16 protein-coding genes are annotated in these 13,108 nt (G+C 53.1%); 6 read left to right on the top strand and 10 right to left on the bottom strand.

Annotated elements, in window-relative coordinates; all coding sequences use genetic code 11:
- Nucleotides 1–153: 153 nt before the first annotated feature.
- From HMPREF1292_RS10070 to purH, 3 genes are all read left to right on the top strand, one after another.
- Nucleotides 154–1,824 (top strand): DUF6350 family protein, encoded by a 1,671-nt coding sequence (locus HMPREF1292_RS10070; protein WP_023019781.1) that lies wholly within the window; start codon nt 154–156, stop codon nt 1,822–1,824.
- An 11-nt stretch (nt 1,825–1,835) separates the two neighbouring features.
- Nucleotides 1,836–2,420: a phosphoribosylglycinamide formyltransferase gene (gene purN, locus HMPREF1292_RS10065; RefSeq protein WP_023019780.1), complete on the top strand. Its 585-nt coding sequence runs from the start codon at nt 1,836–1,838 to the stop codon at nt 2,418–2,420.
- Between the two features lie 134 nt (nt 2,421–2,554).
- Nucleotides 2,555–4,219, top strand: coding sequence for a bifunctional phosphoribosylaminoimidazolecarboxamide formyltransferase/IMP cyclohydrolase (purH, locus tag HMPREF1292_RS10060; protein WP_034645307.1), 1,665 nt, complete (start codon nt 2,555–2,557; stop codon nt 4,217–4,219).
- 139 nt (nt 4,220–4,358) lie between these two features.
- On the opposite strand, the gene HMPREF1292_RS11450 is transcribed toward purH, so the two are convergent.
- From HMPREF1292_RS11450 to rpmB, 10 genes are all read right to left on the bottom strand, one after another.
- Complete coding sequence (locus HMPREF1292_RS11450) at nt 4,359–4,865, bottom strand: hypothetical protein (protein ID WP_051137395.1); 507 nt, start codon at nt 4,863–4,865, stop codon at nt 4,359–4,361.
- Between the two features lie 17 nt (nt 4,866–4,882).
- On the bottom strand, nt 4,883–5,284 hold the full coding sequence (locus HMPREF1292_RS11445) for a hypothetical protein (RefSeq protein WP_232218024.1): 402 nt from the start codon (nt 5,282–5,284) through the stop codon (nt 4,883–4,885).
- Nucleotides 5,285–5,374: 90 nt separating this feature from the next.
- Complete coding sequence (locus tag HMPREF1292_RS10940) at nt 5,375–6,775, bottom strand: cytochrome b/b6 domain-containing protein (protein ID WP_023019776.1); 1,401 nt, start codon at nt 6,773–6,775, stop codon at nt 5,375–5,377.
- 3 nt (nt 6,776–6,778) lie between these two features.
- On the bottom strand, nt 6,779–7,750 hold the full coding sequence (locus HMPREF1292_RS10045; protein ID WP_023019775.1) for an electron transfer flavoprotein subunit alpha/FixB family protein: 972 nt from the start codon (nt 7,748–7,750) through the stop codon (nt 6,779–6,781).
- A gap of 8 nt (nt 7,751–7,758) precedes the next feature.
- Nucleotides 7,759–8,580, bottom strand: coding sequence for an electron transfer flavoprotein subunit beta/FixA family protein (locus HMPREF1292_RS10040; RefSeq protein ID WP_023019774.1), 822 nt, complete (start codon nt 8,578–8,580; stop codon nt 7,759–7,761).
- A gap of 124 nt (nt 8,581–8,704) precedes the next feature.
- Nucleotides 8,705–9,373, bottom strand: a complete 669-nt coding sequence (locus tag HMPREF1292_RS10035) for a TetR/AcrR family transcriptional regulator (RefSeq protein WP_023019773.1) — start codon at nt 9,371–9,373, stop codon at nt 8,705–8,707.
- Nucleotides 9,374–9,595: 222 nt separating this feature from the next.
- On the bottom strand, nt 9,596–9,850 hold the full coding sequence (rpsR, locus tag HMPREF1292_RS10030) for a 30S ribosomal protein S18 (protein WP_021352148.1): 255 nt from the start codon (nt 9,848–9,850) through the stop codon (nt 9,596–9,598).
- A gap of 15 nt (nt 9,851–9,865) precedes the next feature.
- Nucleotides 9,866–10,171: a 30S ribosomal protein S14 gene (rpsN, locus tag HMPREF1292_RS10025; protein ID WP_018121213.1), complete on the bottom strand. Its 306-nt coding sequence runs from the start codon at nt 10,169–10,171 to the stop codon at nt 9,866–9,868.
- A 2-nt stretch (nt 10,172–10,173) separates the two neighbouring features.
- On the bottom strand, nt 10,174–10,338 hold the full coding sequence (gene rpmG / locus HMPREF1292_RS10020; protein ID WP_018121214.1) for a 50S ribosomal protein L33: 165 nt from the start codon (nt 10,336–10,338) through the stop codon (nt 10,174–10,176).
- A gap of 2 nt (nt 10,339–10,340) precedes the next feature.
- Nucleotides 10,341–10,577 carry a 50S ribosomal protein L28 gene (gene rpmB, locus HMPREF1292_RS10015; protein ID WP_018121215.1) on the bottom strand — a complete coding sequence of 79 codons (237 nt, stop codon included), beginning with the start codon at nt 10,575–10,577 and terminating at the stop codon, nt 10,341–10,343.
- Nucleotides 10,578–10,958: 381 nt separating this feature from the next.
- Here rpmB and HMPREF1292_RS10010 point away from each other — a divergent pair, with 381 nt between their 5' ends.
- The 3 genes from HMPREF1292_RS10010 (at nt 10,959) to HMPREF1292_RS10000 (ending at nt 13,065) form a co-directional block, all read left to right on the top strand.
- A complete protein-coding gene (locus tag HMPREF1292_RS10010; RefSeq protein WP_023019772.1) occupies nt 10,959–11,222 on the top strand; it encodes a type B 50S ribosomal protein L31 in 264 nt (87 codons plus the stop codon).
- 19 nt (nt 11,223–11,241) lie between these two features.
- Nucleotides 11,242–11,415, top strand: coding sequence for a 50S ribosomal protein L32 (rpmF, locus tag HMPREF1292_RS10005; protein WP_018121217.1), 174 nt, complete (start codon nt 11,242–11,244; stop codon nt 11,413–11,415).
- Between the two features lie 276 nt (nt 11,416–11,691).
- Nucleotides 11,692–13,065: a S1C family serine protease gene (locus HMPREF1292_RS10000; RefSeq protein ID WP_126849608.1), complete on the top strand. Its 1,374-nt coding sequence runs from the start codon at nt 11,692–11,694 to the stop codon at nt 13,063–13,065.
- The last annotated feature ends 43 nt before the right edge of the window (nt 13,066–13,108 follow it).

The raw sequence follows: 13,108 nt of genomic DNA, 5'->3' as shown, positions 1-13,108 counted from the left end.
TGAGCTGCTTGTGAAAACTCTCCTAACCGCAATTTACTGCAGTATTTATTCGAATATCGGCGTGCCATTGTGCCTTGCCGTTGTGCCTTTAGATCCGACAGTAGCGACGTGCCGCAATGGCGTTGTTTGCGGCTCATGGCAAAGTAGTAAGCGATGAATAGCAATTCGAGCCCGCATTCCCGTGCTGCGCGCCGCCCGCAACGTCGCCCGCGCACAGCGCCGAACGTTTCCCTGCCCGCTAATGCCCGACGTGGCAGAGTTGCTTCTGCGCGAGGTATGACGCGGGGGCAGCGCGTTAGCGTCGCCAAAAGCGCCGATACAACATCGAGTCAGGCGCGGCAGGAGGCTAAGAGAGCGCCTGCTGCAGCCCAACTAACGATGGGGCGGCGGATCCGCAAGGTCGGCTTAACTTTAGCTATCCCGCACCTGGTGGTTATTTTGTCGATTGTTGCTATTGCAGTTGGCGCTTTGCTGAGCACCTCGCAGTCAATCGCGCTATTGCCAACAATTACCGCAACTGCTTGGTTAGTGTTTCACGCCGCGCCAGTGGCCGGAGACGGCGTTGTCCTAGCATCCGTTCCGCTGTTGCCGGCGCTTATTACGTTTGCCCTCAGTGCTCGGCAGGTTCGCGTAAGCGTCCGCAAGCGTTTCAGCATTATTGATTTGCTGATGATCTTTGTATGGAGCTTGGTAACGCCGCTGTTGTTCACAGTGGTTGCCTTATTGATGCTCGCCGATGCCCAAACTGTCTATCCAGTTACCGTTCCTCCAATTGGTTCTGTGATGTTCTCAGTAGCACTAGTGCATCTACTTGCGTTTGTCTTCGGGCTCGGACCGAAAGCTTGGCGGGCACTGGCACGACGCTATGGCATTCCACAATCAATCCTCGAAGGCGTTGTCATCGGTGCAAAAACGTTGTTGTGGCTGTGCCTCGCAGCGGTAATCGTTGCAGTTATTTTCCTCGTCGTCGGCTGGGGGCGGCAGGCCGAAGTTATGGCAGCGTATCCACAAGCTAGTGGTAGCGGGAGGCTGGCGCTGGTCATGCTTTCCTTGGCGTATATCCCCAATATCATTGTTGGTGTCGGTGGAGTTTTGCTGGGATCGGAATATCAGTTTGGTGCAGGAAGCGTTTCTTTGTTTGAAACGCACCTGGTGCCGTTGCCGCCACTGCCAGTCATAGGAATGGTGCCACCTACGTCGGCAAGCTGGGCGTGGATTGGCTTATTTATACCTGTCGCTGTGATCATCGTGGTGATGCTGCGGATGCGCCCCAGCCCTGTGATGACGCTAAGCGCAGGTTTTACAGCGTGGGTCTTGACAGCGGTTGCTGCCTATCTTTCTGGAGGCCAGGTTGGTGCTTATAGCAATACGGGTTTACCGGTACTGTGGACTGCCAGTTTGGCACTGATTTGGGTTGGTGGCATTGCTTTGGCAGTCACACTCATGCAGTTGGTGTTTGCGAGGAGGTACAACGCGAAACCTGCCGTTGTTGATGAATTGGCTGTGGATGGCGAGGAACAAGAGCTAGGCTCTCCGGAACCGCAGGAACCGGAGGGGCAGAAACCCGAAGTGCAGAAACCGGAGGGGCAGGCTTCGGAGCTTGAGAGCCACGAAACTGAAGACTCACAAGAAACCGATGCGGCATCCGACGTGGCTGCTGAATCTGAACAAGTTGATGAATCTGAACAAGCTGATGCAGAGGAAGAGATCGAAGAAGATTCTGTGGAAACGTCTAAAGGTAGCGCGGATGCTCAGGATGAAAATGGCAGAGAAAATGGCAATGAGCAAGAGCATAGACATGACGACAGTGAGCGTACCGAGTAGTCTAGTGAGATGTGAATACACCACTGCGACTGACTGCCTTGGTTTCGGGGAGCGGGACGCTATTACAAGCTCTCCTTGATAACCAAGATGAAAATTATGCTGTTGTACTAGTTGTTTCCGACCGCGAATGCCCGGCTTTAGATCGTGCACGGGCCGCCGGGGTGGAAACTGCTGTTGTGCCGATGCAGCACGACCGCTCCCACTGGGACGAGCAGCTAACTAAATCCGTGGGTACGCCAGACCTGATTGTTTCTGCTGGCTTCATGAAAATCCTGGGACCGAGCTTCGTCCAGAAATTTCGAGGTCGTCTCATTAATACGCATCCGGCTCTTTTGCCGTCGTTTCCTGGCGCACATGCAGTGCGCGATGCTCTGGACTATGGAGTGAAAGTTACCGGCTCTACAGTGCATTATGTAGACGAGGGCGTAGATACCGGCCCCATCATCGCTCAACGCGCGATAGACATTCAGCTTGGAGAACGAGAAGATGAATTACATGAGCGGATTAAAAAAATTGAGCGAGAACTATTGGTCGCTCTCTTGCAGTCGGCCGAAGTCGAGCAAGATTCCAAGAAAGTAGTTTTTCACCATAATTAGCTAAGGGGCTTCGCAGTCTCTGCCGGGGAAGTGCCATACACCCCCTAGGCAAACACCAAACGATGGCTAATCTAGATTATGGCCAACACTTCACAGCTCATCACATCACAACCGTTAAGGATGCAGGTACTACTATGACCGTAGAAAACACCCAAGGATCTGGAACACAGCAGACGAAGATCACTCGCGCATTAATCAGCGTTTATGACAAAACCGGTTTGGAAGATTTAGCGCGTGGTCTTGCTAAAGCTGGGGTAGAGATTGTATCGACGGGCTCGACTGCCAAAGTGATTGCTGATGCTGGTGTCGAGGTTACCCCGGTAGAGAACGTGACTGAATTTCCGGAGTGCTTTGACGGCCGTGTGAAAACCTTGCACCCGCGCGTGCATGGTGGAATTTTGGCGGATCGCACGAAGCAAAAACATCGCGACCAGCTAAATGAGCTTGGTATTGCTCCATTCGACCTGGTGGTCGTCAACCTGTACCCATTTGAAGAAACTGTGGCTTCGGGCGCAAATGTGCAGGAATGCATTGAGAAGATTGATATCGGTGGCCCAGCGATGGTGCGTGCTGCAGCGAAAAACCATGATTCAGTTGCCGTAGTCGTCGATCCCGCTAATTATGACGTGGTGCAACGAGCTGCCGCTGGTGCTGGATTTAGCTTGGAAGAACGCCGTCAGCTCGCGTTGGAGGCATTTACGCATACGTCGAAATACGATTTGGCGGTGTCGTCATGGATGCTTGCCGAGCTGGTTGCTGAAGCTGAAGAAAAATCAGAGTCTGAACTGGCCCAAGATGTTCCAACTACACAGTTGCGCTATGGCGAGAACCCACACCAGGCTGCTTATTTGGAGCGCATCCCAGGCGCCGGAGGTGTTGCCAATGCAAAACAGCTGCATGGTAAAGAAATGAGCTTCAACAATTATCAGGATGCCGAAGCTGCTTGGCGCGCCGCGCACGATCACCAGCGTGCCTGTGTAGCGATTATCAAACACGCCAACCCATGTGGAATTGCTGTATCTGACGAATCGATTGCCCAGGCACACAGCAGAGCCCATGCTTGTGACCCAGTTTCCGCTTTTGGCGGTGTAATTGCGACCAACCGTCCAGTCAGTGTCGATATGGCGCACCAGGTTGCTGAGGTCTTCACAGAGGTAATCCTGGCTCCGGGATACGAAGACGGAGCTGTCGAGGTACTGCAGGGGAAGAAGAATATCCGTATCTTGCAGGTTGAAGATGCTTCGTTGGTGGATGATTCCCAGCAAACAGCATCAGATGCTTCAGGGGAGCAGCAACTGTCTGCGGACAATGCTGGATCTTGGGATTCCAAGGTGATTTCCGGTGGTGTATTGTTCCAAGAACCTGACCGTTACCAGGCCGATGGCGATCAAGCAGAAAACTGGAAGTTGGTTGCTGGTGCAGCAGTCGATGGTGAAGTACTAGCGGATCTAGAATTTGCATGGCGCGCTGTACGCTCGGTGAAATCAAATGCGATTGTGCTTTCCCGTGAATCCGCTACTGTCGGTGTGGGCATGGGACAGGTTAACCGAGTAGATTCGGCACGTTTGGCTGTTGAACGCGCCAACACTCTTGGCGACGATGAACAGCGTGCCAATGGTTCGGTTGCTGCCTCGGACGCATTCTTCCCGTTTGCTGATGGCTTAGAAGTTCTGTTGGATGCAGGAGTAAAAGCCGTGGTGTCTCCAGGCGGCTCGATCCGCGACGAAGAAGTAATCGCAGCTGCAGAAAAGGCAGGCGTAGCACTGTACTTCACCGGAACCCGCCACTTCTTCCACTAAAGAGACCGTGTCTTCCATGGCGAGCCCGTTCCTAGCTTATGAACGGGTTCGCCTACTGGGGTGTAATTGGCAGTTTGCAAGGTGCAGCCGGACACCACCGGTTGTGGGGGAATGGCGCAACTAGTTATTGCCTGATGTTTTACGGCGAAGACAACGTGCCAACAAACTTTTCCAAACGCTCCGCGATTATCTGCGGCTCACGTGCCCACCTGTTGTGGCCGAGCCGCTTTGGATATTCCTCGATAGTTACGTCGGCGTTAGGCAAACCGGCCGCGAGATGCTCAGCTGCTTTGCGCGTGCAATCTTGGTCGGTGTGGAAACGCGTGAGTAACACTGGGATTGTTACTCCGTTTTTAGCATCGTCATAGTCACGATCCTCACCGAGTAAACCACGCTGTTGGTTAGAGCGTGAAAACCTGATCCATTCCAACATCACGTGTTTTGCCTGGCGACCATATCCGGTCAGGTCCAGCTTTCCGGCGGGTTGATAGCCGAAAATGGTGACGATCGCTTGAATGATAATGGTACCGATTCGTAATTTGCGTCGAACGAGCCCCGAATATCCCGGGTAGTACGGGCTTCCAGTTCCGACTGCCAGGAATCCTTGTACGTTGAGCTCTATGGCTTCTTTACGAGTGAAAAACAAGGGGGCAATCTGTCCTCCTAAAGAGTGGCAGAGGAACACTGTAGGGTAGTTATAGCTAGTCCGAGGTCTTTCTTCACGGCTTTGATCGTGATCGGAAAATCCTGAGATGCCAAATGGTGATACCCCCAGGTGTGCTTGCGCGTGGCTTTTGCTGTTGAGCTACCTTGCCCGCGTAATTCACCGCCAGCAACAAGATACCCGCGACGGGCCAGTTCGCGCCCCATAGGATCGAAATACCGTGCACCCATGCCAAAACCAGGCCAGATGACGACTAATGGTTTGTCACCATCACCTGTCGCGGAGTGTGGCGACAGTTTTTGTTTCGTGCGATATGGTTTGGTTTCTCGGGTTGGGCCGTTGTCCGGCTCGAAAATGCGGGCCTGCGAGACCGAATCATCGGGCATTGTGATCTTGAGCAATCGTGGCGACGACCTTTGCGCGTTGTCGCAACCGGTCGGCGCTGGAGCCGCTTACGTTTTCGTGCTTGCGAGCTGGACATAATGATTCTGCTAACGGGCTGTGACCTTGCCGAAAAGTCGCGCGAATGGAGCCAGTACCATCGGACGAGCAAAAACCACCGTGGCAGCCGTGACCACTAGTCCGATGACAAAGAAAATAAAGCCGGTCCAGTTGCCTGCATACGCTGTAGGGTCTGGGTCGCCTTGTGCGGCCCACATGTGGTTGAGATTGCGCAGTGCACCGGTTGCGAAGACCATGAGCACGTGAATCACGGTGAAAATTAAGAAATATAGCGCGATGGGGATGTGCATTTTGCGTGCGATACTGACCGGGTAGATCTTGGCCAGCACAGGATTACCGGGCCACAGATGAGACATCCGTAGCCCGGTGGCTATTGCGGCCGGAGCCACGATGAAAACGGTGAAGAAATACATGAGCAATTGCAGACCGTTGTAATGTACCCAGCCATTTTCGGTTGGCCAGTCTAAAGACGCATATTGCAGGCCAGCGGATACTGCATGCGGGAAGATATCTAGGCTGGTGGGCACGATGCGTACCCATTGGCTGGTTGCAAATAACAAGATAAAAAAGATTCCACCGTTGATAACCCACAACAGATCCAGAATCAGGTGAGTCCAGATAGTCAGGCTGATTTTCTGTCCAGGGTTTTTCTTCGGAGCCCAATATGCCGGTGCTTTGCGTTCGTACCGAATCGCAAAACCAGTCTTAACGATTAACGCCATGAAGAAAAAATTCAAGAAATGCTGCCATGCCAACCACGTGGGGATTCCTTCTGGGCTGCTTTCGGGTAATTCTGGATGACCGTCGTAGGTCGCGATGAAGTCTGCGCCGGTTTCGGTGTTCAGGAACCAGCGCGTGCCCATAACGACGAGCGCGGCCACTAAAAAGATACTGCCAAGTCCAACTAAGCCGCCTCCGAGCCATTGTCGGAGACTGAAGGCCCCATATTGACGCGCAAAAACAGATTCTTTCTGGGAGTTTTGCCGCGCAGGAGTGGCAGCTGGTGTAGAGGGTTGTTGTTCTTGCGGTTGCTGGGGGCTTGGTTGAGACTGCGCATTTGTCGCCTGCCCAGCATTGGTCTGGGGCGACTTTTGATTCTGCGCAGCAGTCTGTTGTTTATTGTTCTTCCTACGCTGTTGAAAGCGCTGTGCTGCAGTAATCCCGGTTTTTGGGGTGAGCTTATTATCGTTTGGTGGTGCTGCGTGCTGGGCGGAAGGCTCTGGCTCTTTCCCCGGCTGTGACGGCGACGTTGGGGCTGCCGCTGCAGCGTAGTCGACAGGGGGCCAAGGGGATCCACCGGGCGTCCGGGGAAGTCCCTGGCGTATGCGTGTACTTGAGAGCTGTTGCTCATTGTTTTGGTCTTGTGGAGGCCATGGCTGTCCACCGCTGACGCGCGGCAGACCCCGACGAAGATTTGGTTGCGAGTTCATGCATTATCCCTTTCGCTGCGCAAGCAAACTCGTGAGCTCAGGAACAACCTGGTAGACATCTCCCACGACGCCGAAGTCGGCAATGTCAAAGATCGGAGCTTCTTCATCGTTATTGACCGCAATGATGTGTTTGGAAGATTGCATACCCGTTATGTGATGAGGTGCCCCGGAAATTCCTAGGGCGAAATAAAGCTCAGGTTGGATAGTGGCACCAGCTTGGCCTACCTGGGACGCACGATCAGCGCAGCCAGCATCAACAGCAGCACGCGAAGCCCCCACAGAACCACCGAATGCGTCGGCAAGATCTTCTACAATCTGGAAGCTCTCCTTTGAATCGAAAGCGCGACCACCGGCAACCACGGTTTTTGCGCTACGCAATGCAGGACGGTGGGCAGAGCGCTCTATCGGAGTTGTTTCGTGGATGGTCGAAGTTGGTGTTGAGTTGATTACCGCGAGGTTTATTATATTGCCTGCTCCAGGGGCGGCCCGATGTTCAACGCATCCTGGGCGGAGGGTAATGACTGGTGACTTAAAAGTTGCCGCAGACGTCACTTGAAAACTGCCGCCAAGCACAGAGTGGTAGGCAATGATGCCCTCGTCGTCCTTAGCGATGCCGATCGCATCGCTAAGGAGAGCGCGGTGTAGACGAACTGCGGCTCGTCCGGCTAGATCGCTGCCTTCAGTATCGGCACTACATATGGTCGCGACTGGTGAAAACTCAGAAAATGCCTTTTCTAAGGCGTCGATAGAAGAACCAAGTTCGGAATAATCCTGTACCGCGACCGCTACGTGTTCTGCGCCAGCCTGTGCCAGGTCCTGGGTAGTTGTCTCGTTGATCTCCGAAGGACAAATGAGCAGAACCACTGGTGTCCCGATAAGGCTGGCGGCACCACACAATTCAGTAATGGAATCGGGGAGATCTCCGTTGGCAGATGCGTGGCCGACAACGAGGACGCTGTTTTCCGGGTAGGTCATAGGGGCTCCTAAATAAGCTTGTTGCGCTCGAGGTATTCAAGAATCTTCGCAGCAGCATCACCGTCGTCGTGAACCTTGCTACCCGGCTGCCTAGGCGGTTTTGGGGCGACAGCTGTCATAATTGCTTTCGGATGCGAGAAATCCTCAGCGTCGACGCTTAAATCTTCGAGACTGAATTGAGTAATTGGTTTCTTCTTGCCGGCCATAATGCCTTTGAAATTAGGAAAGCGTGGGTCCGGGAAAGCGTCAGAGACGGAAACCACAGCTGGGCATGCTACTTCCAAGGATTGCACTGCAGACTCAGTGCGGCGGGATGCGCTAATACTGAGGTCACCGTCCGGTGCAGACTGTGCAAGCTGAATCGATGTTAAATGGCTGAGTACTGCCAGCTTCAGGTGCTCAGCGATCATAGCGGGCAGAGCACCGGAAGCGCCATCGCTTGATTCATTACCACAAATAATTAGGTCGTATTTTCGCTTCCGAAGGGCTGCGGCGAGCACCTCCGCGGTCGTTGTTAAATCAGCACCCACTAAGGTTTTGTCATGAACAAGAACAGCTTCATCAGCACCCATAGAAAGAGCCCGGCGAATTGAGTCTAGTGCGGCTTCGGGGGCCATCGATATAGCGTCGATGGTGATGCTCTCGTCGAGCTGATCAGAGTTTGATTCTCTAATCCGCAGTGCTGCTTCTACCGCGCGTTGACTACTTTCATCGAGAACCATTTCGACGTTGTCTGCGCCATCGTGACGTCGGATTAGTCCAGTTTCTAAATCGAGTTCTCGACGTTTGCTCGTGTCGGGAACTTCCTTAACAAGAACGGCTATGCGCACGATTTATCCTCTCAGCTCTTTTCTTTGGTGCTATAAGAAGCTTAGATGCCAGTATTCCTACTTGCGTAACCGCCCAACGGCCAGGTTCGAATTCAGCGTAGGTATCACAGAACCAGGAAACTCGTTATGTTTCTTCACTGGGAACGAGAAGATCCAAGGTGCGTTGTTCACGATCAGTGGGCAGTGGTGCTCCGAGCACAGAAAGGGCAGCGTCAGCGAGCATGATGGCAACTTCCGGTAGTTTGTTGCTTTGCAATGGCTGTGGAGCGATGCCATCATTCGGGCGCATTTCGATTGTGGAAAGGGCTAGATGGAAAGGCAGGTCTGCGCGGAGGTCTTGGCCGACGATCTCGGACGCGGACTGGCGGAAGTATTCGGCAAGCCGTGCTTTCCTCCGATGATAATCGGCAAATTCTGGAGAGTTAGCGACAGGCAATTGGTAAAGTCGCCCAACATTCCAACGGCCGGAAAGCAAAATTCGGGATTCAGCAGCAACTAAAGCCCAAATACGTAATTCCACCGGGTTATCAGACGTCGATAAGAACTGCGCGAGCTTCAGTGACGGCTCAATGGTTGAATTCAGTAAATTCAGGAAGATTTCAGCTTTTGATGGAAAGTGATAATACAGCGAAGCTTGGCGGATCCCGACAGCTTCAGCGATTTGATGAGTTGAGGTCATCGCGAATCCCTGCGTCGTAAATAGTTCCGCAGAAGCATCCAAGATTTCTTCGCGCGCGTTTGCACCGCGTCTACGTGGCCGGTTTTTGCGCGGACGACCGACGGTTCCTGTCATTCGAAACCTCCCTGTGTTGTGCTCAACCTTGTTTCTTGACCATGCGCTTTTCTCAGGCTCTGAAAACGTTGCCGGGCAATAATCCTCAAGATTACACAAAAGATGGAGTCAGACCGTCCTATGGTATTTAAGATAGCAAAACCCCGGTTCCACGTACTTGTTGATGTGAAACCGGGGAAGTAGAACTGATGGCTGCTGTTGTTGCCTTGTTCTAGCCCGTCTTTAGCGGGTAGTGAACGGCAGGAGTGCCATCTCGCGTGCGTTCTTGATCGCAGTAGCAACCTGGCGCTGCTGCTGTGGGGTCAAGCCGGTAACGCGACGGGAACGGATCTTGTGGCGATCCGAGATAAACAGGCGCAAGGTTTCAGTGTCCTTGTAATCTACCTGAGAGATGCCGCGTGCCTTCAGAGGGTTCTTCTTAGGGCGACGGGACTGTTCCATACGGAACTTCTTTTGATTATTGCGCTTCGAAGCCATGGTGGTGTCCTCCCTTTACCAGCTGGACTTACGAACGCCAGGAAGCTCACCGTTGTGGGCCATCTGACGCATACGGACACGGGACAAACCGAACTTACGCAGGTAGCCACGAGGGCGACCGTCGTGAGAGTCACGGTTACGAACGCGCACCGGTGAAGCGTCGCGTGGTTGCCGGTTCAACTCGAACTGGGCATCCAAGCGCTCTTCTTCGGACTTGGTTTGGTCTTTGATGATTGCCTTGAGTTCAGCGCGACGCTCCGCATAGCGGGCAACGATTTCCTTGCGCTGCTCATTCTTGGCGATCTTTGACTTTTTAGCCATTTCTATCGCTCCTCGCGGAATTCGACGTGCTTACGGGCAATCGGATCGTATTTCTTCAAGCTGATGCGATCCGGGTTGTTGCGCTTGTTCTTACGTGTCACGTAAGTGTAGCCAGTGCCCGCGGTGGACTTCAGCTTGGTGATTGGACGAATGTCATTACGGGCCATCGTTATACCTTCTCTCCCCGGGCGCGAATCTTCGCCACTACAGATTCAATGCCATCGCGGTCGATGATCTTGATTCCTTTGGTGGACACGGTCAACGTGATGGTCCGGCCTTCAGAAGGCAGGAAGTAACGCCGACGCTGCACGTTGGGGTTCCAACGACGCGACGTGCGGCGGTGCGAGTGCGAGACTTGCTTGCCAAATTCTGGCTTGCGTCCCGTTACCTGGCAAATAGCCGACATGGGTAATCTTTCTCCTAGCCGCCCACATCGTGACTGATTGCGACAACACTGCATCTGGATCCTTGAAATGTGAGGGTGTGAGGGTAAGAATCCACGGTGTTGTATATGACCAGTTGACGGGGCGTTTGCGAACATTTCGACAACAGCACTCAAAAACGTTACACCTTGCAGGCGGAAAAACCAAGTGTAGTGGATAGTTTTTTTATAATTCGCTTATGGCTGTAAGATGTTCAGAGTTGTCCGTAATCGAACCCAACCTGGGTGCGATCTTCGGTGTTTTGCACTGCGTGGTGTGACTGACCTCTGTCATGTAGTGGGGAACGTCGCCGTAAGCAGTGGCCCGAAGAACCGGCCCAGTTACAAACCTTAGGGAATCGACAGATGAAAAAAGATATTCACCCGGATTATCACCCAGTGGTATTCCAGGATGCCGGTACCGGCACTCAGTTCTTGACTCAGTCCACCGCAACCTCTGACCGCACCACGGAATACGAAGGTAAGGAATATCCACTAATCGTTGTGGATGTTACTTCTGAGTCGCATCCGTTCTGGACTGGTGCACAGCGTGTCATGGACACCGCCGGTCGTGTGGAGCGTTTCCAAAACCGTTTCGGTGCTATGGCGCGCCGTCGCAAGAAAAACTAACAAAGGAGGGTAGAAGAAAATGGCAGTTCCTAAGTTCAAGAAGTCCCGTGCGAACACCCGCATGCGCCGTTCTCAGTGGAAGGCCGACAATGTCGCCCTCCAGGAAGTTAAGATCGACGGCCAGACCGTTCGTATCCCACGTCGTCTGGTTAAGGCCGCTCAGCTTGGTCTCGTAGACGTCGAAGAATTCTAAGCGTAGATTCAGTACAGAATTCTTTCGAAGCAGCCCGCAGCTTTCAGGCAGTACAAGTTCTTAGCTGTGGCTGATGCTTAACCCCAGGTTTCCCCCGCTCTAGCAGGGGTGGACGCTGGGGTTTTCTCTATCTGTAGAATTCCTGTGAGTGCCCCTGGAGAAAGTTGCTACGCTGAATAGCAGGAAATACGGCAGAAGCAAATTTTTATAAATCCTGCAGAGTTTCAAAATAGCCCGTACAGCGATAAGACAGTCAGAGTATTCATAATGAACTCCATGAACAAACACGGATCCTCCGGCCGGCACAGTGAGCCTGGCGCTAACGAATCATCTTCCCCGCATCACTCAGCTTCATCTCCGTATTCTTCATGGAATAAGTCGCATCAGCAGCCCAATAATTTCTGGGGCCCAGGAGATGCCTCCGAACCTCACAGTGCCAATGAGGAAACGTTGCAATTCGACCGCCTAGGCGCGAATGTGCAACGATCCCCACAGTTTGCACAAACCGTACAAACTCAGGACCAGCATATTGCGCCGGTACATGCGCATCAAGCGGATCCCGTGCAAAAACCAAAGCGCACTATTGGACTCGTGCCTGCATTGGCTTTAATGTTGGTTGGCTCTATCAGCACTGGAGTCATCACGGGGGTTGTGACGTCGTCCAACTCGACGTCATCTAACCAACCAGCCACGTCGGTGTCTGAGAATTTGAGTCAACCGGTGTCGAACAACACCCAGCCTGCTGCCGAAGGATCCGTGGAACAGGTAGCAGACAAAGTTGTTCCCACTGTGGTTTCCATCCGCGTCGCTGATCAACGACAGGTTGCTGACGGCTCCGGATCTATTATTTCCTCGGACGGATACGTATTGACCAACCATCATGTTGTTGCGAATGGGCAGAATGGCCAGATTCAAGTCACAATGAGTGATGGGACTCGGCATGCCGCGGATTTCGTTGCTTCCGATGCAGCTACAGATATTGCTGTGATTAAAATTCGCGATGCTCATGATCTACCTACGATCGGGTTTGGTGACTCGGATGATATTCGCGTGGGGCAAGAAATTGTCGCTATTGGCTCGCCGTTGGGTCTTAGTTCGACAGTGACTTCGGGAATTGTCTCAGCAGTAGACCGCCCAGTGCGCGCTTCGCAGCAAGGAGGGGAGTCGTCGCTGATTGACGGAATTCAAACCGACGCTGCGATTAACCCGGGAAACTCTGGTGGTCCCTTGGTGGACATGAACGGCAACTTGATCGGCATGAATTCAATGATCGCTTCGCTTTCAGCCGGGAAGGACCAAGCCGGCTCCATTGGCCTAGGGTTCGCTATTCCATCTAATTTTGTAATGAGGGTTGCCCGGCAGCTCATTGAGACAGGCGAAGCGCGTCACCCACTGCTTGGTGTGCAGGTGGATGCGCGTAACCCGGTGAATGGCGCTTTGGTGCTTGGCGTGGAACCGGGCAGTCCGGCTGACCAGGCTGGGCTGCAGGTGGGAGATGTTGTCACCAGACTGAATGATCGACAGGTAGATGACTCTGACACCTTGATTGCAGCTACTCGTTCACATGAATTCGGAGAGACTGTCACACTGGAAGTAATTTCGGAAGGCGCCGATAAACCGAAAGAGGTAGAGGTAACGCTGTCGAACTAGTAAGTTACTAGATAGCATTAGTCAGCACCCCTCTAAACAGCAC

Source organism: Corynebacterium sp. KPL1995 (assembly GCF_000477935.1).
Taxonomy (GTDB): Bacteria; Actinomycetota; Actinomycetes; order Mycobacteriales; family Mycobacteriaceae; genus Corynebacterium; species Corynebacterium pseudodiphtheriticum.
This window is presented reverse-complemented; position numbering and strand designations above follow the sequence as displayed.